We start from the raw sequence: 26,886 nt of genomic DNA on the forward strand, positions 1-26,886 counted from the left end.
AGTATTCATGAAAGAATTATTAAAAAAAATTAAGGGTAAACGGATTTTTATCACTGGTGGTGCAGGTTTTATAGGTTCAACTTTAGCAAAAGTGTTGCTACAGGACAATAAAGTAGTTATTTATGATTCTTTTGCAAGAAATGCTATTAAAAATACAGAATTACTAGATCACCCCAATTTAACATTAATAGAAGGGGATATACTTGATTTAGAATTCTTAACACAAAGCATCCAGGGCTCTGAATATGTAATCCACTGTGCTGGAATTGCTGGAATAGATACAGTAGTGAAAAATCCAGTGAAAACAATGCAAGTGAATATGATTGGTTCAGCTAATCTGTTAGAAGCCGCAAATACATTAGAAAATTGTAAAAGAGTCGTTTGTTTTAGTACAAGTGAAGTATTCGGTCAAGTTGCTTTTAAATCAGAAGAAATTACACCTACAGTCTTAGGTGCAGTCGGTGAAGCAAGATGGACTTATGCAGTTAGTAAATTAGCTGAGGAACATATGGCGTATGCATACTATAAACAATATGGATTACCTACAGTAACTGTAAGACCATTTAACGTTTATGGACCTAACCAAGTGGGTGAGGGAGCCTTAAAAGCCTTTATTGAAAATGCTTTACAGAATAAAGATATTCAAATACATGGAGATGGAAGCCAAATTAGAGCATGGTGCTATGTAGATGATATGGTTGAGGGTGTGATTCGAACATTAGTATATGATAGTGCTATTGGAGAATCATTTAATATAGGGAATGCCAAAGCAGTAACAACTATTTATGGATTAGCTAGTACGATTGTTCGGGTTTTAAATTCAAAATCTGAAATTAAATTTGTTCCAAAGACTTCCGCTGATATTGAATTACGTATTCCGAAGGTTGATAAGGCAAGAGAATTATTAGGATTTGAAGCAAAAGTCGATTTAGAGCATGGGATAACAAATACAGCAAAGTTCTTTGAAGGTGTTTTAGTATGATTAAATTATCTCGACCAAATATAACTAAAGAAGCAATGCAAGAAGTTTGTAAAGTTTTAGAATCAGGTATGTTAGTACAAGGTGAAAAAGTTCTAGAGTTTGAAACAGAATTAAAAAAATACATTAATGTGGATTATGTATCTGCTGTTTCAAGTGGAACAGCTGCGTTACATTTGGCATTAGAGGCATTAGAGATTGGGCAAGGGGATGCGGTTCTTGTACCTGATTTTACGTTTGTAGCGACTGCAAATGTAGTTGAAATTCAAAAGGCGAGAACTGTATTAGTTGATGTTGATTCATCTTCCTATAATATGTGTCCTGATAAATTAGAGGAGACAATTTCCAATTATAATTATAAAGAACAGCTAAAAGCAATTATTGTTGTACATGAGTTTGGTGCTCCAGCAGATATGACTAGAATTATGGCTATTGCAAAAAAATACAATCTCTATGTTATAGAGGACGCGGCGTGTGCTTTAGGAGCGTATCATAATGAGCAACATGTAGGAACTTTTGGTGATATAGGTTGCTTTTCATTTCATCCTAGAAAATCGATTACTACTGGTGAAGGTGGAGCGTTAATTACTAATAATGAAAAGTTAGCCAGGAAAGTAGAGTTATTAAGAAACCATGGTCTAAAACGTGATGAAAATGGATTAATTGACGTTGATATGCCGGGATATAATTATCGAATGACTGATTTTCAAGCTATTCTCGGTATTTCCCAATTAAAAACATTTCAAGGGAATTTGGTAAAAAGATCTCTACTTGTTGATAATTATTTTAATGAATTATCAAATATTGAGAGTATCAAGTTACCAAGAACTATTGAGGGTCATGCATGGCAGAGCTTTATGATTATCCTTAATGATAAGTTAAACAGAAGCTTTCTCATAGAGAAGTTATACAATAGCAAAATCGAGGCAGGTCAAGGTGCACAAGCTATTTCTAAATTGAGTTATTTTAATAAAAAATATAAAAATGACTATTTGAAAAATAGTAATTCAGAAATTTTAGCCAAAAAAGGACTAGTGTTACCTTTAGATAATACAATGAACGCTGCTGACATAAAATATATATGTCTTTCCTTAGCAGGTGTAATTAAGGCGGGAGATTATGACGGAAATAGTCTTATTAATTAGTAAAAGCTTTGGTTTAGAGTGTTTAAAATACATTATTGATCACGATAAAAAAGTGTTAAATAGAGTATATACCATTGATGATAGAAATGATAAAAGAACAAAATTTCAAGAGATTATAGATTTATGTAAAGAAAATCAAATAGAATTTTTAGCTGTAAGTACTAATAAAGAATTTGAATTGAAATTTAAACAAAGAAGCGATATACCAGATTACGTTATTGTAGTTGGATGGTATTGGATAATAAGTAGAGATGTCTTAAATTTTGTTAAAAAGGAAATCATAGGTTTCCACTATTCTCTACTTCCGAAGTACCGTGGAGGCTCGCCTTTAGTGTGGGCAATAATAAATAATGAAAAAGAAACTGGTGTCACAATGTTTTGTTTTAGAGATGAGATTGATAATGGTCCTATTATTGAGCAAACTAAAATAAGCATAGAAGAAATTGATGATATTAATAGCTTAGTAGAAAAATGTAATAATATTATGCTTACACAGCTAGAAAATAATCTTCCTAAAATAATTGATGGTAAAATGGAGGTGAATTTTCAAAATGAAATGGAAGCTACATATTGTTCAAATAGAATTGAGGAATTCGGAAAAATAAATTGGTATAAGCCAGCTAGAAGTATATATAATTTTGTAAGAGCTCAAACATTCCCTTATCCAGGGGCGTTTGCCTTTTTAGAAGATGAAACTAAAATTAGAGTTTTGAAAGCTAAAATGGTATCGGATGTGTGGTATAGTGTGCCAGGGCAAGTGGTGAGAATTAATAAAGAACAAGGAAGTATCCTGGTAGGCGTAGGAGATAATGAAGTTATTGAAATTTTACAAATCTATATAAATGGGAGTGAAATGTCGCCTGTAAATGTGTTCAAATCCATAAAATCGAGAATATTATAATTCTTGATAAAATAACTAAATGTAAAATATCTTGTTATGGGGAATTAAAACTCGAATATTAAAAAAGTATCTTAGCTGGAAAAAGCTTTTAATTGGTTCTAAAAAAATTAAGCTTAATGATAAATAAGTTTGATGATTTAAATTTTAGAACGGCTTTTGATAAAATGTTAAATAAGTTTGATGATTTAAATTTTAGAACGGCTTTTGATAAAATGTTAAATAAGCATTTATGGGAGAATAATTGAATGGAAAATAAATTAATGAAGGAGATTGTCATGGTGTGGCAAGGAGTGAATGATTGGGGAAAATATAAAATAAACCTCAGAATTCCGTCGGAAAATGTAAAAAGGTTTACTGATGAGTTATACGGGAAAATACAATGATTATATAAATGTAAATTCAGCAACTCCATTAATGTAATACGATATTTGAATGACTGTATACACCCTAATCAATTAGGACACTAAGTATACTTACTTACCATTAAAGATTATTTGAACAATTATATTCTTTAAAGTACAGTCATAAACAATTTTAAAAATATATAGGAGCTTCTATTTATGAAAGTAATTCATACACCTATGGAAATAGCTGGTCAATTAGGATTGTCTGTAAAGGGATTAAGAGAAATTGGAATCAATTCGGATAGTTTAGTATATAAACATCCCTTTGGATATCAAAATGATTTTTACTTTGAATTTTTCGAAAGTCAAGAAAAAAGAAGACAAAGTAGAAGAGATAAATTGAATTTTATAAATGAAAATTATGATGTTATTCATTATAGTTATGGTACACCTATCCTTCATGACTATGAAGATGTTGAATTTTTTCTAAAAGAAAATAAAAAAGTATTTGTTGAGTTTTGGGGAAGTGAAGTTAGAATACCTTCAATTGAAAGTAAGAGGAATAAATACTACATAAATAGTTATAAAGAAAATGAACATGAAAATATTGAAAGAATGAAAAGATGGTCAGAATTTACTAATGGAGTAGCAATTTTTAGTGATCACACTTTTAATGATTTTTTGGCACCATATTTTGATAAAATTCATATAATTGGACAAAGAGTTGATACGGGTTTTCTGCAACCTGTTTATCCAAATCTTGAGGAAAAAAAAGAACTGATAATAGCTCATGCCCCTAGTCAACAAGCATTTAAAGGTACAAAATATGTGCTTAAAGCAATTGAAAATTTGAAGAGTAAGGGCTATAAATTTAAGTTTATTCTAATAGAAAATAAATCACATAATGAGGCAATTGATTTATATAAACAAGCAGATATAATTATTGATCAATTATGTGGTGGGTCACACGGGGTATTTACTTGTGAGGCTATGGCCCTAGGTAAACCAGTGATTTGTTATATTTTAGATGAACATTTAGAGGGCTATCCAAAAGGATTCCCGATTATTAATGCAAGTCCAGATAGTATTGAGAATGTCCTAAAATATTGGATAGAAACTTCACCTGAAGAAAGATATGAACTTGGTACGCGTAGTAGGAAATATGCTGAAGAAGTACATGATATTAAAGTTGTAGCAAGAAAGTTGAAAAAGATATATTCTAAATACTAATTTTAATTTTGAAGGGATTAATATCTTATGTGTGGTATTTCTGCTCTATATTCTATAAACAAAATAAATAGAGATATTATTGAAGCAATGACAGATGTTATTGCTCATCGAGGACCTGATGGAAAAGGTTATGAGAATTTTCTTAATGGCTCATTATGGTTTGGACATAGGCGACTATCTATTATTGAGTTAAGCAGTTTAGGTCATCAACCAATGAGTTATCATAATAAAGAATATTGGATAACTTTTAATGGTGAAATATATAATTACATAGAAATCAGAGAAGAATTATTAGATAAGGGTTATAAATTTTCGACACATTCAGATACAGAGGTTATTCTAGCTGCATATTGTGAATGGGGAGAGGAATGTCTACATCGATTTAATGGGATGTGGGCATTTGTTATCTACGATGTAAAGAGAAATAGAATATTTGCTAGTAGAGATCGATTTGGTGTAAAACCATTATATTATTGGTTTTCTGAAGATGGAATGTTAGGATTTGCATCTGAGATAAAACAATTTACTGTATTACCAGGATGGAAGTCCTTAATTAATGGTTCCCGTACATATGATTATTTGTATTGGGGACTATTCAATCATACGAATGAAACTATGTTTAAAAATGTTTATCAATTAAAGGGTGGACATTTTTTAATATTAGATTTAAATAATGAGAGCATGGATAAAGAGAATTTAGAAATCAAAAAATGGTACTATCCTCCTGAAGAGAATTTTAAAGGAACATATGAAGAGGCAAAAGCAAAGATAAAGGATTTGTTTATTGAATCAATTCAATTACGATTGAGAGCTGATGTTGAAGCAGCTTTTTTACTTTCAGGTGGAATAGATTCGTCTTCTATTGTGTGTGCAGCAGATAAGCATCTGTTAAAAGAAAAATTTCAAACTTACTCTGCTTGTGCCCATGAAAAAAAATATGATGAAAGTGAATACATTCAATTTGTATTGAATGAAACAAAGGCGAAGCCAAATTATACGTTTCCAACGTTAAAGAATTTATTAGAGTCAATGGATAGTCTAATATGGCATCAAGATGAGCCTTTTGGATCGACTAGCATTTATGCTAGCTGGGAAGTTTTCAAAATGGTTGGTAAGGAAAATAAAGTAGTTCTTGATGGACAAGGTGCAGATGAATTGTTAGCAGGTTATGGAACGTATTTTGGAGCACATTTAGTTGGACTTATTAAAGATGGCAGTTTAGATAAATTATTAAGCGAAGTTGATGCATTGAACAATATTCATAATGTAAGCAGAGACTTAGTCGTAAAAAAGTTTAATGAAATTATTAATCCTCAACTTACTGAAAACGTGGAAATTTATTACCCGTCTCCTGTATGGTTGGATTTAGAAAAACTGGGTGTTAAACATAAAGATCCGTATCTTCAGTTGGGTGGAAAAGTTATTACTGTAAATGAACTGTCATATGCACAATTATTTAGTACTAATTTACCCGAATTGTTACAGTATGCAGATCGTAACTCTATGGCCCATTCAGTGGAATCTAGGTTTCCTTTTTTAGATTATCGTTTAGTTGAATTTATTCTAAGTTTACCTGCTTCATTTAAAATTAATAATGGTATTACAAAAGCAGTTTTTAGAGATGCAATGTACGATATTTTACCGGAGCAGATACGAAATCGAAACGATAAAATGGGATTTGTTACTCCTGAGGAGATTTGGTTTAAAAAAGAGTCAAAAGAAGAAGTAATAGAGATTGTCAAGAAAGCTGTTGAAATATCTCACGGTATTTTAAACGAAGATATAATTTTAGAAGTCCAAAAAATATTAAATGGTGAAAAGCCTTTTAACTTTTTAGTTTGGAGAATTATTTGTTTTAAAATTTGGGTGGAGACATTTTCATGTGAATTAGATTAAGTTTTTAGCACAAGCGCTCTTGAAAAACAGTCGAAAAGGTTTGCACCTAGTTTTGGGGGCGAAGGGGAAAAAGTAGGCGGATTATTCGGCAAATTCAGCTTGTGCGAGAGCCAATAATTTTGTCCATCATGCAGGCATATAAGGCATCTTTTCAAGCGTTGGGATATTTGCCTTCAAGTGAGTCTTGTGTGGGCGTAAGAAATTGAAATAAGCCCCAAAATCATCGACAATTAACTTGCGATATTCTTTATTTATAGGCTGTTCCGGATGTGCTTCAACAGCTCGATCAAGAGAAATAATTAATAATTGAGTAATAATTAGTTTTTGGTACTTGATTATTTGGAATAAACATACTAAAAATTGGAGGTATAAAGCTTGTCACTTCCTTTTTAATAGTTGGTGTTGTGTCGTAACTACATCAAACACCAAATTAAGAGGGGTGGCTTGCTTTTTTTATGCAGACGCATGGAACTCAAAGTTTTATTAGCGATTTATTATATATTTTTTGACAATACGTCGGATATTAAAGGAGGTTCTAAATGATTCGTTTTATTAAACTTAGAGAAGAACATCTTGAGCAAGTATTGGAGTGGCGGACTAAGGAAGATGTTACTCAATTTATGAATACAGATATTGATAAAGATATGGAGAAACAAAGAGAGTGGTTTAGAAAAATCTCAAATTCTACAACAGATTTTTATTGGGTAATTGAAATAAAAGAAAAACCTGTAGGGGTGATTTCTTTAAATAATATAGATTATGTGAATAAAAGAACAAGTTGGGGCTTTTATATCGGTGAGGAAAAATATCGATTATACGGTGGTATTATTCCTCCATATTTTTATAATTACATATTTTCGAAATTTGACTTCCATAAAATCACTGCAGAAGTGATGGAAGGAAATGATAATGTCCTTAAGTTGAATTTATTTCATGGCTATCGACTGGTAGGAATGTATAAAGATCATATTTTAAAGAATGGTTCATACAGGGATTTGAATTTATTAGAGCTATTAAAAGAAGATTGGCTACAATTAAATAAATATCAGAAATATATAGGCGAATTTGAAGAGTAAAAAGAATGGAGAATGAGCAATGGACCAATTATTATTAATCATTAATGAAATGCGAGAAGAAGATGGGCGTGCGCCACTTGAGACTTTAGAGGACTCAATGGATTTACGAGAGGATCTTGTATTAGATTCTTTAATGTTAGCAGAATTAACAGTTCGAATTGAAAGTGAGTTTAGTGTGGATATTTTTGAAGACGGCATCGTTCAAACAGTTGGTGAAATTATAGCTAAAATTGAAGGTAAATAATATGGATAAGATTTTTTTAGTATATAATGACACCGTTTATACATATGAACAATTGTTAATGGACTTGAACAGTAAGGACGCAGGATATTCATACTTATATGTGAAAGACAACCATCCGTATGAGGTTTTTTTAGGGATTATTCATAGCTTGATTTTTGATTATCCACTTGAAATATTAGACGGGGATTTTTCGAAGAAAGAGATTAGTGAACTAGGTGTCGATACAAATCTATTAACAACAAAAGTACTGAAACATGAGCGTCTTCAATTTCGAAATATGGATGAAGTGATGCGGAGAATCTACAAAATAGAGCAATGGATGCTAACTCTCTATACATCTGGTACAACAGGACGTCCTAAAAAGATGGGCCATACTTTCGATACACTGACAAGAAATGTAAAGGTGCATGCAAAGTTCGAACACTGTGTTTGGGCATTTGCATATAACCCTACACATATGGCTGGTATACAAGTTTTTTTTCAGGCATTTCTTAATCAAAATCCATTAATTTATATGTTTGGTAAGTCTATGAGTAATATAAAAATATTGATGGAAATGTATCAAATTACACATATTTCAGCAACGGCAACATTTTATCGTAATATCCTTCCATATCTACAGGGAACAACATATCCAATAATGGAAAGAGTTACATTTGGTGGGGAAAAATTTGATTTGCTTTTAGAAGAGAAAATCAAGAATGCTTTTCCTAATTCAAAAATAACAAATGTATATGCATCTACAGAGGCTGGGAGCTTGTTTGCGGCAAAAGGTGATGTTTTTGAAATTAGCCCAGAATATAAGCAATTGGTAAAAATCACTGCACAGAGGGAATTATGTATACATCGTACTTTACTTGGAAAGACACACTCATTAGAAAATGAATGGTTTCAAACGGGCGATTTTGTTGAAACCATTGATGAAACACATTTTAAATTTCAATCGCGCCAATCGGATATGATCAATGTAGGGGGCTACAAAGTAAATCCAATAGAGGTTGAAAATCTACTTATGCAAGTACCAGGCATCATAGATGTTGTAGTGAAGTCGAAAAAAAATAGTGTAACGGGAGAAATGCTTGTTGCAGATGTAATTAAGTACGAGGAATTGGATGAAAAAGAGTTAAAAAAAGAAATAAAGCAATTTGCTACAACTCATTTACAAGCATGGAAAGTACCGCGCATTATTAAGTTCGTGGATGAGCTACTGATTACACGAACTGGAAAGAAGGTTAGAAAATGAAATGGATTATTGTAACAGGTGATTCAAGAGGTGTCGGAAGAGAGATTGTTCAACAAATCCTATCTGAAACAGATTTTGGTGTAATCGGTATTAGTCGTTCAAGCGAAGAAGCAGCAGATGAACTGTTAGCAAAATACCCAAATCGTTTCAAAGCACTTTCTTATGATTTAACAGATGTAGATGGAATTAAGCAGTTGTACATGGATAAGATTCGTAAAATAGGACCAATTCATGGGCTTGTTAATAATTCAGCAATGGCTTATGACGACATTGTTTCTAATTTAAATGTGCAACAATTGCAGCAAATGTTCCAAGTGAACGTATTTTCAGCAATGCATCTATCAAAATATGCAATCAGAGATATGTTATTGCATAAAACACAGGGTTCAATCGTGCATATTTCTTCAATCAGTGCTCATACAGGATATAAAGGTTTGAGCATGTACGCAGCATCAAAGGGAGCAATAGAGGCATTTTCAAAAAATACGGCTAGAGAATGGGGAAGCAAAGGAATTCGTTCTAATTGTGTTGTACCAGGTTTTATGGAAACATCAATGAGTTCGACATTGACAGACGATCAAAAGGCACGTATTTATCAAAGAACCTCTTTAAAAAAGGAAACGGATGTTTCGAGTGTAGCAAGTACCGTACTATTTTTACTCTCAGATCAAGCTAAGTCTATTACGGGAACAGTAGTGCATGTCGATAATGGAACGATTTAGGTAGAAGATTTCTATGTGAACTTAGGATGTGATTTTTTGAAAACAATTGTTATTATTCAAGCTAGAATAGGTTCTACTCGACTTAGAGGAAAGATATTAAAACCTGTAGGAGATTCGAATGTACTGATGTATGTTACAAGGCGCTGTTCACAAATAAAAGGTGTGCAAGAAGTAATTGTTGCAACGACTTCAATGCCTCAAGATGATGCGATTGCAACTTGGTGTTTAGAAAATAATATTCGGTGCTTCCGAGGTTCAGAAAATGACGTCCTATCCCGCTTTGTAGATTGTGCAAAGGAGTACGAGCCAGACTATGTTATGCGTGTAACGTCTGATTGTCCATTTGTTGATTATGAAATGGCGAGTGAAATCGTTGAATTAATGACAAACGAGAAGAAGGATATTGTTCTTATTGATGGAGAACAGCCACGCGGACTTGCAGTAGAACTAATTTCTTACCAGGCACTATTACATATTAATGTAGCAGGTAAGGAAGAAAGGCATCGCGAGCATGTAACGTACTATGCCTATGAATTTGAAAATGAATTTGAGGCGGTGATCTATAAAGCACCTACCAATCGTAATGCGCCACACTTAAGGATTACATTAGACACAGAAGAAGATTATGCACTTATTTATAATGTAGCAAAGCATTTCAACAATCCGCTTGTATCGAGTGTAGATGTCATACAATACTTAAATGATCATCCCGAAGTAGCTAATTTGAATGCCCATATTGAGCAAAAGCCGGTGATATAAGTGAAAGTCATAATTCGAGCAGATGCTTCAATTGAAATTGGTAGCGGTCACGTGATGCGTTGCCTAACTGTTGCTAAGAAAATTCGTGAAGCAGGCTGCCATGTGACATTTTGGATGGAGCCTTTACCTGGAAATTTAATAAATTTTGTGGCACAAGAAGGCTTTGACAATATGAAACAAGCAGATTATGCGGATCTTTATATTATTGATCATTATTCACTTAATAAAGAATGGGAACAAGCAATTCGAAAGTATGCAAAACAAATTTTTGTGATAGATGATTTGGCCCGTTCACATGAATGTGATGTACTGTTGGATCAAAATATTGTACCAAATTATGCAACACGCTATGACGGGCTTGTACCTGAGCATTGTATAAAGTTATTAGGACCTCAGTATTTAATTGTAAGAGATGAATTTATTAAAGTACGTCAACAGCAAAGGGAACGCGGGGGTATAGTGAAGCGTTTACTTGTCTTTATGGGGGGAAACGATCCAACAAATGAAACAATGAAAGTATTACAGGCTCTTGATTATTTTATTTTTGAGCATGTCGATATCGTTGTTGGTAATGGCAATCCGTCAAAAGTACAAATCGAATCTATCTGTAACAAGCGAGGGTATCATTTTCATTGTCAAATTGACTATATGGCAATACTCATGCAACAAGCTGATTTTGCCATTGGTACTGGAGGAGCAACGATGTGGGAAAGATGCTATGTTGGGCTCCCTTCAAGTGCAACAATTGTAGCAGATAATCAACGAGAAACAACTGAGTACGCAGAGAAGCTTAGTGTTGTGAACAATTTAGGTTGGCATGAGGAAGTAACCGAAGATACATATAAGAATTTGCTTAGTAGCCTTACATTTAATGAAATGGGGGCTAACGGGCTTGCATTAACTGCAAACAAGCAAACAAATGCTTGGATGTACAAAATAATGGAGTTGATGAAATGATAAAAATAGGGCATAAAGAGATTGGTCGCCATACAAAACCGTTTATTATTGCAGAAATGTCAGGCAATCATAACCAATCATTGGAACGTGCATTACACTTAGTTGAACTTGCCGCTGAGGCGGGGGTTGATGCATTAAAGTTACAAACATACACTCCAGATACGATTACGCTAGATGTACATACAGGAGAGTTTTTTATTCAGGATAATATCAATATCTGGAAAGGTAACTCTTTGTACAATTTATATAAAGAGGCATATACTCCGTGGGAATGGCATCAAGAGATTTTTAATAAGGCGAAAGAGTTAGGATTACTCGCTTTCAGCTCTCCATTTGACGAAACGGCAGTAGACTTTCTAGAAACTCTTGATGTACCTGCTTATAAAATTGCATCATTTGAAAATGTGGATATTCCATTAATTCGAAAAGTTGCTCGCACTGGTAAACCAATTATTATTTCGACTGGTATGGCAACAGCAGCAGAGCTTGATGAAGCGGTTCGAGCTGCAAAAGCCGAAGGAAATCATCAAATTGTATTATTAAAGTGTACAAGCACATATCCTGCAACACCTGCAAACTCTAATTTAGCCACTATACCTCATATGCGAGAGTTATTTGGTACTGAAATTGGTTTATCAGATCATACGATGGGTGTTGGCGTATCGGTTGCTGCCGTAACGCTTGGAGCAACTGTTATTGAAAAACATTTCACTACCTCTCGTGCTGATGGAGGAGTTGATTCTGCATTTTCAATGGAGCCACAGGAGTTAAAAATGCTTGTAGAGGAAACTGAACGAGCATGGCAAAGCTTAGGGCAAATTCAATATGGCCCAACAGAAGCTGAAAAGGACTCAACTAAATTCCGACGTTCATTATATATAGGGGAAGACTTAAAAGCAGGCGACGTTTTAACAGATGAAAATCTTCGAAATGTTCGACCAGGTTTGGGTCTGCCGACTAAATACTATGATTTAGTACTTGGAAAGACTGTTAAGCAAGATGTGAAGAAGGGAACACCTTTAAGTTGGGAGTTATTACTATGAATGAATTAAAAGAAATGGACGAATTGTTTGATCGACTTTTTCCAATAATGCGTAGTATTACAGGAGAAGGTGTTCGAGAAACAATTCGTATCCTACAAGAATATATTCCACTTGAAATGGAAGGAATTCCAACAGGTACAGAAGTATTTGATTGGGAAATTCCAAAAGAGTGGGTTATCCGTGAAGCTTGGATTAAGGATGAGCATGATGAGACAATCATTGATATAAAGGATTTAAATTTACATGTTGTAAATTATAGTGAACCTATAGATATGTGGTTTTCTTTAGAGGATTTAAAGAAACATGTTCATACCCTTCCCCACTTACCAGAAGCCGTGCCCTATGTTATTTCCTATTATAAGGATCGTTGGGGTTTTTGTATGAGCCAAAATCAGGTAGATGCTCTTCCAGATGGACAGTACCATGTGTATATTGATAGTGAAAAAATTGATGGTGAGCTAAACTTTGCTCAAGCTGTTTTACCGGGAAAATCAAAAAAAGAAGTATTAATTAGTACATATATCTGTCATCCTTCCATGGCAAATAACGAACTAAGTGGACCAATTGTTGCAACCTTTCTATATAATCGCCTTAAACAATGGGAAAATAGAGAGTTAACTTATCGATTTGTTTTTTTACCTGAAACAATAGGATCTATTGCATATTTATCAAAATACGGACAACATTTAAAGGAAAATATGTATTCCGGAGCAGTATTAACATGTTTGGGTGGAAAAGAGCATCCGCTTAGTTACAAGAAATCTCGTAATATTAATGCACCACTTAATAATTTGGTAACCTACTTAAATGAAAGTGGACAACATAGTTATTCAATACGTCCATTTACACCATTGTTTGGTTCAGATGAACGTCAATATTGTTCACCTGGTTTTAATTTGCCAGTAGGGCAGTTCTCTAAAATGATATATGGAACGTACCAAGGCTATCATAATTCTTTAGATACAAAAGAGCATATGACAATAGAAGCTTTATTAAATAGTGTCAATGAAATTGAACATATTTTACAGCTACAAGAATTAGATGGTTATTATATTAATAAAAAACCATTTAGTGAACCAAAACTAGGGAAGTATGATCTTTACCCTGATATAAACGCTCCTGGGACATGGGGTAGTTCTAATAGCAAAAAAATAGATAATCGACAACAATTAAATCAAGTATTAACACTTTTAAGTTATTCTGATGGGAAACATAGATTATCCGATGTTGCCAAAACTTTAAACTATTCACTAGAGGATTATAAAATTTCAATTGATGTCTTAAAAGAACATCAATTACTTGAAGGTCCATTTTATGAGGAGAGGGAGTTATTTTAGTGAGAGTATTATTACTAACAGGATCTCATCCGAGACATTTATTTGTAGTGAATAAACTAGCAGAATTAGGTATAGTAGCTGCTCATGTTATGGAAGTTCGAGAAGCGTTTGTCCCTCAACCACCAGCTAATCTAGAAGAAATCGATCGCTTGAATTTTATGCGACATTTTGCAGATAGAGATGAAGCCGAACAGCGCCATTTTGTAGGACATGAAAAAGTACAACTTGAGATTCCAACTTTAAATGTGTCTTTAGCACAATTAAATAGTGAGGAAACAATTAAGTGGGTTGCTTCACAATCATTTGATATAGCTATTAGTTATGGGGTACATAAGTTATCTGACGAGTTGTTAGATGTTTTACCAGAGCATGCATGGAATATTCATGGTGGACTATCACCTTGGTATAAAGGAAACACTACACTATTTTGGCCATTCTTTATGTTACGACCAAATTGGGCAGGTATGACAGTACACCGATTATCAGCGCGTTTAGATGGAGGAGATATTGTCCATCAATCAGTTCCAAATTTAGATTATGGAGATGAGCTTCATGATGTTGCTTGTAAGGCGGTCGTTCAAGTTGCTAAGGATTTGTCTACAATTTTAACTACAACACCACTTGACCAAGTAGAATATCATCCGCAAAAAGGAAACGGTAAACTTTGGGTAGGTAATGATTGGATGCCACAGCATCTTCGTTTTGTTTACAATCAATATAACAATGATCTAGTAGACCAGTTTTTAGACGGCAAAATTCCAAGAACTGATCCTCCTATTATTTCTGCTTTGAGATTTGAGGAATAGATATGAAAAAATTGCCTGAATTTCTTTCCTATGGTCGTCAATCGATTGATGAGGACGACATACAGATTGTTATAGAAACATTACGCTCACCTTTTTTAACACAAGGACCAAAAATTCAACAGTTTGAGCAGGCAATTGCTGATTATGTTGGCACTCAATATGCAGTTGCTTTTTGCAATGGAACTGCAGCACTTCACGCAGCCTGTTATGCGGCAGGGGTTGGTGTTGGAGATGAAGTTATTACATCACCAATTACTTTCGCAGCTAGCGCTAACTGCGTGCGTTATATGGGAGGAACGGTTGTCTTTGCAGATATTGATGCAAATACTTACAACATCAATCCTGAAGAAATAAGAAAAAAGATTACACCAAATACAAGGGCAATTATCCCAGTTGATTTTACAGGTCAACCAGCAGATATGGATGTCATTATGGATATCGCACGTGAACACAATCTAGTTGTGATTGAAGACGGTGCTCATTCTCTTGGTGCTGAATATAAAGGGAAAAAAGTTGGTACACAGGCAGATATGACAATGTTTAGCTTCCACCCTGTTAAGCCAATTACGACAGCTGAAGGCGGTATTATTGTAACGAATAATGAGGACTATTATCGTAAATTACAACTATTCCGAAGTCATGGTATTGAGCAAACTGACTTCTCTGCTGAACAAGGTGGTTGGTATTATGAAATGACTGACCTTGGCTATAATTATCGAATGACTGATTTACAAGCTGCACTTGGCTTATCCCAAATTACTAAAATTGATACGTTTATCCAGCACCGTCGTGAAATTGCATCCTTTTATACAGAGGCATTTCAAGATATAGAAGGAATTATCGTTCCACAGCAGCTAGAGGGAACTAATTCCGGCTGGCATTTGTATATGCTTCAGCTAGAGGGAATATCGCGTAAGTTTGTGTTTGAACAAATGAGATCTTTAAATATAGGAGTTCATGTACATTATATTCCTGTCTATTGGCACCCATATTATCAGCAGTTGGGGTATGAACGCGGAATATGCCCAATTGCTGAAAAGTGGTACGAAAAAGCTTTAACGTTACCAATTCATCCAAATATGACAGTTGAAGATATATCAATAATTGTGTCGAATATTAAAGAATTACTAAAACAGCCGAAATAAGTAGTACAACACACAGCTTGCTCTTAAAAGAGTAAGCTGTTTTTAACAGGAGTTGACGATATGATTAATTTTCATCCACTAGCTAATATTCCTAAAATGAAAATTTCAGAAAATCCAAGCATGCAGCATTATAATCCTGTTACTATGCAAGAGCTTTTTACGATTCAAAATGTTGCAAATCAAATAAATTCAAGAGCACAAATTTTTCTAGTTATTGGTGTAGGTGGTTCTTTTCTTGGTGCACGTGCGGTGATTGATGCTCTAACTCCTTATTTCCATACTAATAACGGTGTTGAAATTTTATATGCTGGAAATAATATGAGTGGTGCCTATTTAAAGCAGCTATTATCTTATTTAGATACGAAGGACGTTTATGTCAATGTTATTTCAAAGTCTGGTTCAACGATGGAGCCTGCGCTTGCCTTTCGAGTTGTAAAAAAATATATGGAACGACGATATGGTAAGGAGACATGTAAAAGAATAATTGTTACTACTGATGCTGAAAAAGGAATCTTAAAGCAAATTGCGAAAAAAGAAGGATATCGCCAGTTTACTGTTCCGTTTGAAGTTGGAGGACGTTATTCTGTCTTTACGCCTGTAGGTTTATTACCAATTGCTGTTGCAGGTATTGATATAGAAGCTTTTGTTCGTGGTGGAAGACAAGCGGAATTAGATTTTTCTAGTGAATCGAATAGTGCAGTCGATTATGCTAGTAATCGTTATGCATTATATAAACAAGGTTATTCAGTTGAACTGCTTGCCTCGTTTGAGCCAAGACTTAATAAATTGCATGAATGGTGGAAACAGCTATTTGGAGAAAGTGAAGGGAAAGAGCATAAAGGGCTATATCCTTCAACCGTGAACTATTCGACAGATTTACACGCTATTGGACAGTTTATTCAAGATGGTAGTCGTATAATGTTTGAAACACTTATTCACTTTGATAATATCGAAGAAGATATTGAAATCCCTTTTTCTGCTGAAAATATAGATGATCTGAATTATTTAGCTGGTCGATCAATGAATGAGGTAAATGCAACATCAAAAGATGGGGTAGCACTCGCACATGAAGAAGGTGGCGTACCTGTTATTCGTATAGAATTGCCAAAGTTAGATGCATATCATGTTGGATATTTGATGATGTTCTTTATGAAAGCGTGTGTTATCAGTGCTAACTTACTTGAGGTGAATCCATTTGATCAGCCTGGTGTAGAAGCATATAAAAAGAAAATGTTAGAGTTGTTAAAGGAAGATGTGGTGAAGGTTCGTGCATAGAGAGTTGTATGAGTTATGGCGACAAAAAGCGAGTAGTATGTATCAAGATGAACTCTTGGAAATTGCTAATAAAAAACAAGCGATAGAAGATCAATTCTATCAGTTAGTTCCTTTCGGTACGGGTGGAATGCGTGGGAGGTTAGGCGCCGGCACGAATCGTATCAATGTTCATACCATTCGTTTAGTAGCTGAAGGATTAGCTCGTCAAATTGAATGTCAGGGAGAAGCGGCGAAAATAAGTGGTGTCGTTATTGCGTATGATACACGACATTTTTCACAGGAGTTTGCTTATGAAACAGCAGGAGTTCTGGCTGCGCATGGTATACAAAGTTATGTATTTAGTGAAAGTAGACCAACTCCTGAATTAAGTTTTGCTATTCGATATTTAGCGGCTTATGCCGGAGTAGTTATTACAGCAAGTCATAATCCTAAAGAATATAATGGTTTTAAAGTATATGGACAAGATGGAGCACAGTTAACACCTCAATTTGCCGATGAAGTCTCTGAACATATGAAAAGTGTAGAAGATATTTTTAAAATTCATTCTCTCACAAAAGATGAATTATTTACATCGAGTTATTGCATTGAGATGCTAGAAAAATTGGATGATGCGTATAATGCTGCTCTAAAAACACTTGTTCAAGCTAATGGTAAAAAGGATATAAACATAGTCTATACTCCTTTGCATGGTGCAGGTCTTGTGCCGACAAAGCGTGCTTTAAAAGAGGCAGGCTTTACAAATGTACATATTGTTAACGAACAAGCTATTCAAGATGGCGATTTTCCAACAGTGTTGTATCCAAATCCAGAAGAAACTCTTGCTTTTCAAATGGGGGTTGCTTTAGGGAAGGAGGTTGAAGCTGAATTAATACTAGCTACAGATCCAGATGCTGATCGTCTTGGTGTAGCGATACTTAATGAAGACCAGTATCAACTTTTGACAGGGAACCAACTTGGAGCTTTATTGTTAAACTATATACTTTCTACAAAGCAAAGAGTAGGAACTTTACCTTCGAATGGGGCGATGTTAAAAACTATTGTAACCTCAGAGTTAGGGACAGCAATTGCAGATAGTTTTAACATACAAACAATAAATACACTTACAGGTTTTAAGTATATTGCTGAGAAAATTGAGGAATTTGAGACTACTGGTGAGCATTCATTTTTATTTGGTTATGAAGAAAGCTATGGATATTTAGCAAGGAATTTTGTAAGAGATAAAGATGCAGTACAAATTGCGCTCTTAACTTCAGAAATGGCTTCTTATTACAAAGAACAAAATTTAACACTTTTAGATGTACTGAACTCCCTTTACCAACAACATGGATACTATCAAGAAAAATTGTTGTCATTTACATATGAGGGGATGGAGGGACAGAAACACATAACCAATATTATGGAGCAATTTAGAAACAAAATACTTGCCGAAATTGCTGGAATCAAAGTTATAGCAACAGAAGATTACAAAGTTGGTTTCACATATCTTGCAAACGGTGAGAAACAAGCATTATCTTTACCAAAAACAGATGTTCTCAAATATAGATTAAAAGATGGTTCATGGATATGTATTCGACCTTCTGGAACAGAACCAAAATGTAAGATTTACATTGGAGTACGAAAGGATAGCGAAACAAAAGCATTTGAAACCATGATTGATATAGAAGAGTATATGCAAAAAATGATTAATTAAAAGTTTAAAAAAACCTCGAAATCACATGGCACATTGTCTGATTTCGAGGTTTTTTAACTATAGCTTGTCTAAAAATGAAATGAAGACTTAACAAGTTACTAAGCATTTGTTTACCAAAAAACGTGAAACTATACAAAATGCTTCCGATAATAATGGTAAGCAATTGAAAAGTTTAGGAGGTTGAGTTTCATGCGTATTGCATCCCAAGGGCAGTCAAATGATACGATTACTGCACCAACTAATACAAAAGCAATGAATGTACAGGAAAATATAACGCCTAATGTTTCAAAAGTAACCGACTCTCAACAAGTAGTAGAAAAAGCAACTACTGTTGGAGAAGAACAGGAAATTTCAAAAGAAAAACTACAACAAGCTGTAGATGTTGTAAATGAATTTTTGGAAATAAATCACAGTTCCTCGAAGTTTGTTTATCATGATGGCTTGGAACGCTATTATGTGACGATAGTGAATCGTGATACTGAGGAAGTTGTTAAGGAAATTCCACCTAAAAAATTATTAGATGCTTTCTATGAAATGCAAAAAATGGTTGGAATGATTGTAGACGAGAAAATTTAAACGGAAATTGGGAGGAAATAAACATGGTAATGAGAATGGGCGGATTAGCGTCAGGGATGGATATTGATAGTCTTGTAGAGAAACTGATGCAGGCAGAAAGAGTGCCTTTGGATAAAACTTATCAAAAAAAGCAAACGTTCGAATGGCAACGGGATGCTTACCGCGATGTTAATAAAACAACCCAGAAATTTAATCAGTTTTTAAAGGATAGTATGCGGTTACAAAGTAGCATGATGAAAAAGACAGCTACATCTTCCAATGAAAACTTAGCCACTGTAAAGGCAACAAGTACAGCTAATGGAACGCTCAATATAGAAAGTGTTACACAATTAGCTACATCAACTCAAATGATTGGTAGTCAGACAGGGTACACTGGAACAACAAAATTGTCTGCTTTAGTAGGAGAATCCGTTAAGTCAGTAGAGATTCAAGCTATTGATAAAAATGGAAATTTAGCAGAAAAGGCAACGACAATTACCTTCGACCCAACAAATGATACAGTTGATGATTTAGTGAAAAAAATCAATCAAAGCAATGCAGGTGTTACAGCACTATTCGAAAATGGACAGTTATCACTAACTGCAAATAATTCTGGTAGTGTAAAAAGTGGTAACGGCGAAATTGTATTTGGACAAGGGAAAGAATTGTTCGATGCATTAGGTATGGATAATGCGACAACAAATTCAGGTAAAAATGCAATCTTTAAAGTAAATGGCATTTCAATGGAGCGTTCATCAAATACTTTTACAATCTCTGGTTTTGAGGTATCACTGAAGTCAACTTTCAATGCAAAGTCAGGTGCAGCTGATCGCTTGGCAGCAGCACAAGTAGAATTAAATAATGCACAGGCTGCTCTACCTGGCTTAGAAGCAGAAAGAGACAGTAAGCGTATTGCATATGAAAGCTATCGAGATAATACGTATAAAAATGCATATAAGAATACTTTTGGGGAAAATAATTTAACAGCTGATCAACAGGAAAAATTTGATAAACTTTCAAATGTAGGGAAGGTTGCGCTCCTAAACTCTGGAGATTTGTCTGACCTACAATCTTTGAACATTGATTACACAGATGCAGATAGTATTAAATCATCTATTAATAATTCCAGCTTAACAGATGAACAAAAAGCAAAATTATTAAGACTATCATCCGATGATTTACAGGCATTACAAAGCCCGGATGGTGCAGATATACTTGAACGTGCACATCAAGTTGATTTTGAAAATTCATATAAAACTCTTGATAAGAAATTTTTAAATGACCTAACAACTGATGATATTGCTTTCTTATCCGAAATTAAAGGAAAAACAGGAAGTGAAATTGAACAAATTTTAGCAGGAAAAGATGACGCTATTAAAGATAAATTCGGCAAGATGGATTCAATGGATTTAAATAAATTAGCTGATTTAAGTGGTTCCTTAGAAGATTTTCAACAGTTTAGTGCCATTGAGAAAACAAATAACGAAAATGCAGCTGCATATAAAACAGCTGAAAACAATGCAGTGGCGGGTCAAAAACGTCTAGATGAAGCACAAAAATCTTATGATAATGCAAAAGCAGCATCGGATAGCGTGGCAAATGATACTTCTCCAGCTGTAGCGGCTGTAAATCTTACATCAACGACTGATACCAAAAGTATAAAAGACTCTATTCAAGAGTTTGTTAAAAATTACAATGAGATGGTAGATTCGCTAAATAGTTCATTAAAAGAGAAGAAATATCGTGACTATCCAGCACTAACAAGTGAACAACGTAAAGATATGTCTGAAAACGAACAAAAGCTTTGGGATGAAAAAGCAAAAAGTGGTTTATTACGTAGCGATTCCTTAATTCGAGATGGCTTAGCTAAAATCCGTACGCAGTTTATGTCATCGGTAAACGGACTTGGGGACGACACAATAGATTCATTAGCTGAAATTGGCATTACAACATCTGATAAATTATCGGATGGTGGAAAACTGAAAATTAATGATGCTAAACTGGATAAAGCATTAGCTAAAGACCCTGATCAAGTTGTTCAAATGTTTACTAATACAGGAAGTGTAACTACGACAACTGATGAAAATGGTAGAAAAGTTACAAAAGATTCACGTGGTATTTCACAACGTTTAACTGCTGAAATTGAAACACTTCAAAAGAATATTGAAAAAAAGGCTGGTAGAGAAGGAGCAACAGATCACACATATAGTTTAGGTAAGAAAATTGTTGAATCTGATGATCGCATTACTAAATTACAAGCAAAGTTAAAAGATATCGAAGCTCGATACTGGAAACAATTCACAGCCATGGAGAAAGCAATCAATAAAGCAAACCAGCAATCAAGTATGTTTATGCAAGGTGCAGGCTTCTAATTAGCAAGGTAGGAGAAAATTATGCAACTAATAAATCAACTATTACAGGTATCAGCTAATTTATTTAAGCTTTTGGGTGATATTCCAAATGGTGAAGAGCGCGATGAATATATTGATAATATTAACAGTATGTTAGACAAGCGTGGAAAGATTATTGAAGATTTAGTTCAAGAAGGCTTTAAATTCGATGAACAGAATCGAATTCATCGAACGTTACTGGAATTAGATAACGGGATAAAAGAACGATTGGCTGCTGTTATGGGCGCCGTAAAACAGGATATGGCAAACTTACAGAAAACGAAGAAAAGTGAAGAGCAATACTTCAATCCATATTCGAATGTTCGTGTGATGGATGGGATGTATTATGACAAAAAGAATTAACATTCACCTATTAGCTTTTCTTCATATTATGGTTTAAACTAGTAATTAAGTAACCTTTCAAAGGAGTTGTCTTTTATTGGCAGCAAATTTAACAGCACAAAATGCGTATAAACAAAATAGTGTTACCACTGCTTCCCCTGGTGAGCTGACGTTAATGCTTTATAATGGATGTTTAAAGTTCTTGCACAAAGCTAAGCTAGCAATTCAAGAAAAGAATATCCAAGAAAAAAATACTAATCTTATCAAAGCACAGGCGATTATTAGCGAGCTGATGTCGACTTTGAATATGGATATCGAAGTGTCAAAAAATATGTTTGCCCTTTATGAATATATCAACCGTCGCTTAGTCGAGGCAAACATTCAAAGTGATGTCACTATTATTGAAGAAGTTGAGGGATTAGTGACGGAATTCCGTGATACATGGAAGGAAGTAATTCGCATTAATCGACAGCAGCAATTCGGTCAGGGTAACGCTGGACAAATTTAGACAACATAGAGGCCATCAATTCATGATGGTCTCTTTTCTTTTCGAGAAAAGCGAGAAATGACATTTACATAATCATACAAAAGGGAAACATTTTATTAGTCATAAAATGGGTCTTTTATCAGTAAAATAAGTTACTTATTCCCTCTAGATGTAAAACATGCACCGTGTCATAATCAAGCTAAATAGATATTTAGAATAGTATTGAGGTGGGAAGATGATATTTAAGCGCCAAGAAGGCTTTCGATTTAAATTCGAGGAGCCTGTTAAAATGACTTTTGCAATATATGAGAATGGTAGAGTCAATCAAGCACAAACGGCAATGGCTGATTTGCTTGATATAAGTCCACGAGGGTTAAAGATGTTTACTGAGGTGGATTTAGGTGTTAATCCTCGTCCTTTGGATTTACGCTTTATTCTGGACACAAGAGAGGTACGAGCTTATGGAGAAGTCATTTGGAGCCGTCCTTTTGGTACTGGTAAGCAGTATGGTGTGAATTTCAATGATCAAGAATCGGTTGAAGATTTGATTGTCGAAGAGTTGAAGTTGCGCCGAAGAAAAGAAGCGGATGAGGCAAAACTAAATAATATTCATTTATAAAGTGAAACATTCATCAGTGAGAGATTTTGTTCATCAATCACCTAGCTTCGTTGCTTTTACAGATACTGCTCATGCAGGAAAAAAATTTTTTTTGAAAAAAAGAATTATTTTAGAGGAATTTCGCACACTTGTGTAGAAATATAAAGTATAGCAGTTATAAAGGAGGAGTTTACATGTTAAACTTTAACATTCGTGGTGAAAATATTGAGGTAACTCCAGCTATTCGAGAATATGTTGAGAACAAAGTCGAGAAAGTTGAACGTTATTTTAACGAAGATGTTAACGCCAACGCTAACGTAAATTTAAAGGTTTATAATGACAAGCAAACTAAAGTGGAAGTTACAATTCCGATGAAGAACTTAACTCTTCGTGCAGAAGAGCGTCATACAGATATGTATGCTGCGATTGATTTGATCGTTGATAAATTAGAACGTCAAATCCGTAAGCATAAAACGAAAGTAAACCGTAAATTCCGTGAGCGTGAAGGTACAGGCCTTTATTTTGCTACTTCTCAAGCAGCCGCTGATGCAGTGACAGAGGAAGATGAATACTCAATTGTTCGTACAAAGCAATTTGATTTAAAACCGATGGATCAAGAAGAAGCTGTTTTACAAATGAATATGCTAGGGCATGATTTCTATATCTTTACAGATGCGGAATCAAACGGCACAAATATTGTCTATAAACGTAAAGACGGTAAATACGGCTTAATTGAAACAACTTAATCTTAAATATGTTCAAGGGCTCTCGCCATAGCGGGAGCCTTTTTTATCTTCATTCAGTAGAACATTCTTATCTCAATAGGTGATGGAATGATTGCAGGTATATCTTTTCTCCAAACGCCTACTGAATAAAGATAAACCTCTGGCAGATGTCACAGATTTCGAAAGGAGTCAATATAAGGATGTTAGCCTAAAACCGTCGCTTCATGCGACAACGGCTAACTTACCTGCGTAGTGCAGGCCTTAGCACAATTCAAAATCCGGACGCAATTACGCCAAGGATTTCTTTTTATGCTAGGGACTCTGTTTGCATGAATCTGTTATACAATGGTAAAATGAAAGTTGAGACTATATAGGAAGTGAAAAAATTCATGGTAAACCTATTAAATAAATTATTTGATTTCAATAAACGTGAACTAAAAAAATTAGAAAAAATCGCTGACCAGGTTGAGGGATTCGCTTCTCAAATGGAACAGCTTTCAGATGATCAATTACAAGCGAAAACAGAAGAATTTAAAAAACGCTTTGCCGACGGAGAGCCTTTAGAGTCGATTCGTGCGGAAGCTTTTGCGGTTTGTCGTGAAGCATCAAAGCGTGTGTTAGAGATGTACCCATTCCGTGTGCAAATTATGGGTGCTGCGGCATTAGATGAAGGTAATATTGCGGAAATGAAAACGGGTGAAGGTAAAACGTTAACGGCTACGATGGCTGTTTACTTAAATGCCATTACTGGTAAAGGCGTACATGTTGTGACGGTCAATGAATATTTAGCGGGTCGTGATGCTGAGGAAATGGGACATCTGTATAATTTCTTAGGCTTAACGGTTGGTTTAAATTTGAACAGCCTGTCAAAAGAAGAAAAACGTGCTGCTTATGAAGCTGATATTACGTATAGTACGAACAATGAGTTAGGCTTTGACTATTTACGTGATAATATGGTGCTTTATAAAGAAGAACGTGTACAACGTCCGCTACATTTTGCGGTAATCGATGAGGTTGACTCAATTTTAATTGATGAAGCGCGTACGCCATTAATTATTTCGGGTCAAGCTGGGAAATCGGCGCAGCTTTATAAACAATCTAATGCGTTTGTTCGTATGTTAAGTGCGGAAACGGATTACACATATGAAGAGTCGACAAAGGGTGTTACGTTGACAGATGCTGGTGTTGAAAAGGCAGAGAAAGCATTTGGCATTGATAACCTATTTGATTTAACGCATGTACGTTTAAACCATGCGATTAACCAATCGTTAAAGGCTCATGTAAGTATGCATAATGATATTGATTATGTTGTACAAGAGGGCGAAATTATTATTGTTGACGGCTTTACGGGGCGTTTAATGAAAGGTCGTCGCTACTCAGATGGGCTGCATCAGGCAATCGAGGCCAAAGAGGGCGTAGAGATTCAAAATGAATCGATGACGATGGCGACAATTACATTCCAAAACTATTTCCGTATGTATCAAAAGCTTTCAGGTATGACAGGTACAGCGAAAACAGAGGAAGAGGAATTCCGTAATATTTATAATATGAGTGTTGTGGCGATTCCAACGAATAAGCCGATTGCTCGTGATGACCGTCCTGACTTAATTTTTGCTTCTATGGAAGGAAAATATAAAGCGGTGGCGGCAGATATTGCAGAGCGCCATAAAGCTGGACAACCAGTTCTTGTCGGTACTGTTGCTATTGAAACATCTGAAATTATTTCGGATTTGTTGAATAAACATAAAATCCCACATAACGTTTTAAACGCGAAGAACCATGAGCGTGAAGCAGAAATTATTGCGAATGCTGGTACGAAGGGTGCCGTAACGATCGCTACGAACATGGCTGGGCGTGGTACAGACATTAAGCCTGGAGAAGGTGTAATGGAGATTGGCGGTCTAGCGGTAATTGGTACGGAGCGTCATGAATCTCGTCGTATCGATAATCAGCTACGTGGTCGTTCTGGACGTCAAGGGAACCCAGGGGTTACTCAATTCTATCTGTCATTAGAAGATGAATTAATGCGTCGTTTTGGCTCTGATAATATGAAATCCATGATGATGAAATTAGGGATGGATGATTCACAGCCACTTCAATCAAAAGTTGTTTCAAGAGCGGTAGAATCAGCTCAGAAACGTGTTGAAGGTAATAACTTCGATTCTCGTAAACGTTTATTACAATATGATGATGTGTTACGTCAGCAACGTGAGATTATTTATCAAGAGCGTTACGACGTATTAGAAACAGAAAATATGCGCGTGCTTGTTGAGTCGATGATTCAAGAAACAATCGATGACATTGTCGCAGTATATACGCAAGGTGAGCAGAAGGATTGGAACTTAAAAGCGATTGATGACTTTGTCGCTGCAAACCTATTGGATGAAGGCGTTCTGAAGATGGAAGATTTCCAAGGTAAATCTGTAGAAGAGATTAACCAGCTAATTTCGAACACTGTCCAAGCACGTTATGATGAAAAAGAAGAACAGCTTACATCAGAGCGTATGCGTGAATTTGAAAAAGTTATCTTATTACGTTCAATTGATACGAAGTGGATTGATCATATTGATGCTATGGATCAGCTACGTCAAGGTATCCACCTTCGTGCATATGGTCAAAATGACCCTCTTCGTGAGTATCAACAAGAAGGCTTTGCTATGTTTGAGGATATGGTTGCTTCCATTCGCGAAGATGTAGCAAAATATGCGATGAAGGCAGAGATCCATAATAATTTAGAGCGTGAGGAAGTTGCAAAAGGTCAAGCTGTTAATCCGAAAGAGGATGGCAGTTCAGCTCCGAAAAAGCAACCTGTCCGTAAGGCTGAAAATGTTGGGCGTAATGATTTATGTCCATGTGGAAGCGGTAAGAAATTTAAAAACTGCCATGGTGCAGGTCAATAACATTATAATGACGGAAAAGACCATTTTAACGAAAGTTAAAATGGTCTTTTTTCTATGTTTAGGATATTTTCACAATTTAATGCAATGAAATATCAAA

The 26,886-nt window shown here is 34.9% G+C and carries 25 protein-coding genes; all 25 read left to right on the forward strand.

Features of this window, described 5'->3' with window-relative positions:
• The first annotated feature begins 7 nt into the window (after positions 1 to 7).
• The 25 genes from ACQKN4_RS01095 (at position 8) to secA (ending at position 26,789) form a co-directional block, all read left to right on the forward strand.
• Entirely contained in the window at positions 8 to 982 is a 975-nt protein-coding gene (locus ACQKN4_RS01095; RefSeq protein ID WP_427481775.1) for an NAD-dependent epimerase/dehydratase family protein, read from the forward strand.
• Entirely contained in the window at positions 979 to 2,124 is a 1,146-nt protein-coding gene (locus ACQKN4_RS01100; RefSeq protein WP_427481777.1) for a DegT/DnrJ/EryC1/StrS family aminotransferase, read from the forward strand. The genes ACQKN4_RS01095 and ACQKN4_RS01100 overlap by 4 nt, the downstream gene beginning before the upstream one ends.
• Positions 2,099 to 3,025: a methionyl-tRNA formyltransferase gene (locus ACQKN4_RS01105; protein ID WP_427481779.1), complete on the forward strand. Its 927-nt coding sequence runs from the start codon at positions 2,099 to 2,101 to the stop codon at positions 3,023 to 3,025. Before ACQKN4_RS01100 ends, ACQKN4_RS01105 begins: the two co-directional genes overlap by 26 nt.
• A 245-nt stretch (positions 3,026 to 3,270) precedes the next feature.
• Positions 3,271 to 3,408: a hypothetical protein gene (locus ACQKN4_RS01110; protein ID WP_427481781.1), complete on the forward strand. Its 138-nt coding sequence runs from the start codon at positions 3,271 to 3,273 to the stop codon at positions 3,406 to 3,408.
• 177 nt (positions 3,409 to 3,585) lie between these two features.
• Positions 3,586 to 4,599, forward strand: coding sequence for a hypothetical protein (locus ACQKN4_RS01115; protein ID WP_427481783.1), 1,014 nt, complete (start codon positions 3,586 to 3,588; stop codon positions 4,597 to 4,599).
• A gap of 27 nt (positions 4,600 to 4,626) precedes the next feature.
• Positions 4,627 to 6,495, forward strand: a complete 1,869-nt coding sequence (asnB, locus tag ACQKN4_RS01120) for an asparagine synthase (glutamine-hydrolyzing) (RefSeq protein WP_427481785.1) — start codon at positions 4,627 to 4,629, stop codon at positions 6,493 to 6,495.
• A 539-nt stretch (positions 6,496 to 7,034) separates the two neighbouring features.
• Positions 7,035 to 7,571 (forward strand): UDP-4-amino-4,6-dideoxy-N-acetyl-beta-L-altrosamine N-acetyltransferase, encoded by a 537-nt coding sequence (gene pseH, locus ACQKN4_RS01125; RefSeq protein WP_427481787.1) that lies wholly within the window; start codon positions 7,035 to 7,037, stop codon positions 7,569 to 7,571.
• A gap of 19 nt (positions 7,572 to 7,590) precedes the next feature.
• The gene (locus tag ACQKN4_RS01130) at positions 7,591 to 7,815 is read left to right on the forward strand and encodes an acyl carrier protein (protein ID WP_427481789.1); all 225 of its coding nucleotides are present in this window, start codon (positions 7,591 to 7,593) and stop codon (positions 7,813 to 7,815) included.
• Between the two features lies 1 nt (position 7,816).
• The gene (locus tag ACQKN4_RS01135) at positions 7,817 to 9,058 is read left to right on the forward strand and encodes an AMP-binding protein (protein ID WP_427481791.1); all 1,242 of its coding nucleotides are present in this window, start codon (positions 7,817 to 7,819) and stop codon (positions 9,056 to 9,058) included.
• Positions 9,055 to 9,780: an SDR family NAD(P)-dependent oxidoreductase gene (locus ACQKN4_RS01140; protein ID WP_427481792.1), complete on the forward strand. Its 726-nt coding sequence runs from the start codon at positions 9,055 to 9,057 to the stop codon at positions 9,778 to 9,780. Before ACQKN4_RS01135 ends, ACQKN4_RS01140 begins: the two co-directional genes overlap by 4 nt.
• Before the next feature lie 36 nt (positions 9,781 to 9,816).
• Positions 9,817 to 10,539, forward strand: coding sequence for a cytidylyltransferase domain-containing protein (locus tag ACQKN4_RS01145; protein WP_427481794.1), 723 nt, complete (start codon positions 9,817 to 9,819; stop codon positions 10,537 to 10,539).
• Positions 10,540 to 11,496, forward strand: coding sequence for a UDP-2,4-diacetamido-2,4,6-trideoxy-beta-L-altropyranose hydrolase (gene pseG, locus ACQKN4_RS01150; RefSeq protein WP_427481796.1), 957 nt, complete (start codon positions 10,540 to 10,542; stop codon positions 11,494 to 11,496).
• The gene (gene pseI, locus ACQKN4_RS01155; RefSeq protein ID WP_427481797.1) at positions 11,493 to 12,539 is read left to right on the forward strand and encodes a pseudaminic acid synthase; all 1,047 of its coding nucleotides are present in this window, start codon (positions 11,493 to 11,495) and stop codon (positions 12,537 to 12,539) included. Before pseG ends, pseI begins: the two co-directional genes overlap by 4 nt.
• Entirely contained in the window at positions 12,536 to 13,876 is a 1,341-nt protein-coding gene (locus ACQKN4_RS01160) for a DUF4910 domain-containing protein (RefSeq protein WP_427481798.1), read from the forward strand. Before pseI ends, ACQKN4_RS01160 begins: the two co-directional genes overlap by 4 nt.
• Positions 13,876 to 14,682, forward strand: a complete 807-nt coding sequence (locus ACQKN4_RS01165; RefSeq protein WP_427481800.1) for a formyltransferase family protein — start codon at positions 13,876 to 13,878, stop codon at positions 14,680 to 14,682. Before ACQKN4_RS01160 ends, ACQKN4_RS01165 begins: the two co-directional genes overlap by 1 nt.
• 2 nt (positions 14,683 to 14,684) lie before the next feature.
• A complete protein-coding gene (gene pseC / locus ACQKN4_RS01170; RefSeq protein ID WP_427481801.1) occupies positions 14,685 to 15,827 on the forward strand; it encodes a UDP-4-amino-4,6-dideoxy-N-acetyl-beta-L-altrosamine transaminase in 1,143 nt (380 codons plus the stop codon).
• Positions 15,828 to 15,887: 60 nt separating this feature from the next.
• Positions 15,888 to 17,102 carry a glucose-6-phosphate isomerase gene (locus ACQKN4_RS01175; protein WP_427481802.1) on the forward strand — a complete coding sequence of 405 codons (1,215 nt, stop codon included), beginning with the start codon at positions 15,888 to 15,890 and terminating at the stop codon, positions 17,100 to 17,102.
• 37 nt (positions 17,103 to 17,139) lie between these two features.
• Complete coding sequence (locus ACQKN4_RS01180; protein ID WP_427482139.1) at positions 17,140 to 18,792, forward strand: phospho-sugar mutase; 1,653 nt, start codon at positions 17,140 to 17,142, stop codon at positions 18,790 to 18,792.
• A 189-nt stretch (positions 18,793 to 18,981) separates the two neighbouring features.
• A complete protein-coding gene (locus ACQKN4_RS01185) occupies positions 18,982 to 19,368 on the forward strand; it encodes a flagellar protein FlaG (RefSeq protein ID WP_427481804.1) in 387 nt (128 codons plus the stop codon).
• A 23-nt stretch (positions 19,369 to 19,391) separates the two neighbouring features.
• The gene (gene fliD, locus ACQKN4_RS01190; protein WP_427481806.1) at positions 19,392 to 21,719 is read left to right on the forward strand and encodes a flagellar filament capping protein FliD; all 2,328 of its coding nucleotides are present in this window, start codon (positions 19,392 to 19,394) and stop codon (positions 21,717 to 21,719) included.
• A gap of 21 nt (positions 21,720 to 21,740) precedes the next feature.
• Positions 21,741 to 22,100: a flagellar protein FliT gene (locus ACQKN4_RS01195; protein WP_427481808.1), complete on the forward strand. Its 360-nt coding sequence runs from the start codon at positions 21,741 to 21,743 to the stop codon at positions 22,098 to 22,100.
• A 76-nt stretch (positions 22,101 to 22,176) separates the two neighbouring features.
• The gene (gene fliS / locus ACQKN4_RS01200; protein ID WP_427481809.1) at positions 22,177 to 22,587 is read left to right on the forward strand and encodes a flagellar export chaperone FliS; all 411 of its coding nucleotides are present in this window, start codon (positions 22,177 to 22,179) and stop codon (positions 22,585 to 22,587) included.
• A gap of 214 nt (positions 22,588 to 22,801) precedes the next feature.
• Positions 22,802 to 23,185 carry a PilZ domain-containing protein gene (locus ACQKN4_RS01205; RefSeq protein ID WP_427481811.1) on the forward strand — a complete coding sequence of 128 codons (384 nt, stop codon included), beginning with the start codon at positions 22,802 to 22,804 and terminating at the stop codon, positions 23,183 to 23,185.
• 173 nt (positions 23,186 to 23,358) lie between these two features.
• Positions 23,359 to 23,910 carry a ribosome hibernation-promoting factor, HPF/YfiA family gene (gene hpf / locus ACQKN4_RS01210; protein ID WP_079559522.1) on the forward strand — a complete coding sequence of 184 codons (552 nt, stop codon included), beginning with the start codon at positions 23,359 to 23,361 and terminating at the stop codon, positions 23,908 to 23,910.
• Positions 23,911 to 24,278: 368 nt separating this feature from the next.
• The gene (gene secA, locus ACQKN4_RS01215; RefSeq protein ID WP_427481814.1) at positions 24,279 to 26,789 is read left to right on the forward strand and encodes a preprotein translocase subunit SecA; all 2,511 of its coding nucleotides are present in this window, start codon (positions 24,279 to 24,281) and stop codon (positions 26,787 to 26,789) included.
• Positions 26,790 to 26,886 lie beyond the last annotated feature (97 nt).

This window comes from Lysinibacillus sp. NPDC093692 (assembly GCF_050280125.1).
Lineage (GTDB): Bacteria > Bacillota > Bacilli > Bacillales_A > Planococcaceae > Lysinibacillus.

Excerpts from the sequence above, each read along its gene's own strand:
- ACQKN4_RS01195 (WP_427481808.1), top strand. The coding sequence starts at position 21,741 with ATGCAACTAATAAATCAACTATTACAGGTATCAGCTAATTTATTTAAG.
- pseI (WP_427481797.1), top strand. The coding sequence starts at position 11,493 with ATGATAAAAATAGGGCATAAAGAGATTGGTCGCCATACAAAACCGTTT.
- ACQKN4_RS01160 (WP_427481798.1), top strand. The coding sequence starts at position 12,536 with ATGAATGAATTAAAAGAAATGGACGAATTGTTTGATCGACTTTTTCCA.
- ACQKN4_RS01100 (WP_427481777.1), top strand. The coding sequence starts at position 979 with ATGATTAAATTATCTCGACCAAATATAACTAAAGAAGCAATGCAAGAA.
- pseH (WP_427481787.1), top strand. The coding sequence starts at position 7,035 with ATGATTCGTTTTATTAAACTTAGAGAAGAACATCTTGAGCAAGTATTG.
- ACQKN4_RS01115 (WP_427481783.1), top strand. The coding sequence starts at position 3,586 with ATGAAAGTAATTCATACACCTATGGAAATAGCTGGTCAATTAGGATTG.
- ACQKN4_RS01140 (WP_427481792.1), top strand. The coding sequence starts at position 9,055 with ATGAAATGGATTATTGTAACAGGTGATTCAAGAGGTGTCGGAAGAGAG.
- ACQKN4_RS01130 (WP_427481789.1), top strand. The coding sequence starts at position 7,591 with ATGGACCAATTATTATTAATCATTAATGAAATGCGAGAAGAAGATGGG.
- fliD (WP_427481806.1), top strand. The coding sequence starts at position 19,392 with ATGGTAATGAGAATGGGCGGATTAGCGTCAGGGATGGATATTGATAGT.
- ACQKN4_RS01095 (WP_427481775.1), top strand. The coding sequence starts at position 8 with ATGAAAGAATTATTAAAAAAAATTAAGGGTAAACGGATTTTTATCACT.
- ACQKN4_RS01135 (WP_427481791.1), top strand. The coding sequence starts at position 7,817 with ATGGATAAGATTTTTTTAGTATATAATGACACCGTTTATACATATGAA.
- ACQKN4_RS01205 (WP_427481811.1), top strand. The coding sequence starts at position 22,802 with ATGATATTTAAGCGCCAAGAAGGCTTTCGATTTAAATTCGAGGAGCCT.
- ACQKN4_RS01175 (WP_427481802.1), top strand. The coding sequence starts at position 15,888 with ATGATTAATTTTCATCCACTAGCTAATATTCCTAAAATGAAAATTTCA.
- secA (WP_427481814.1), top strand. The coding sequence starts at position 24,279 with ATGGTAAACCTATTAAATAAATTATTTGATTTCAATAAACGTGAACTA.
- pseC (WP_427481801.1), top strand. The coding sequence starts at position 14,685 with ATGAAAAAATTGCCTGAATTTCTTTCCTATGGTCGTCAATCGATTGAT.
- ACQKN4_RS01105 (WP_427481779.1), top strand. The coding sequence starts at position 2,099 with ATGACGGAAATAGTCTTATTAATTAGTAAAAGCTTTGGTTTAGAGTGT.
- ACQKN4_RS01110 (WP_427481781.1), top strand. The coding sequence starts at position 3,271 with ATGGAAAATAAATTAATGAAGGAGATTGTCATGGTGTGGCAAGGAGTG.
- hpf (WP_079559522.1), top strand. The coding sequence starts at position 23,359 with ATGTTAAACTTTAACATTCGTGGTGAAAATATTGAGGTAACTCCAGCT.
- ACQKN4_RS01185 (WP_427481804.1), top strand. The coding sequence starts at position 18,982 with ATGCGTATTGCATCCCAAGGGCAGTCAAATGATACGATTACTGCACCA.
- ACQKN4_RS01180 (WP_427482139.1), top strand. The coding sequence starts at position 17,140 with ATGTATCAAGATGAACTCTTGGAAATTGCTAATAAAAAACAAGCGATA.
- asnB (WP_427481785.1), top strand. The coding sequence starts at position 4,627 with ATGTGTGGTATTTCTGCTCTATATTCTATAAACAAAATAAATAGAGAT.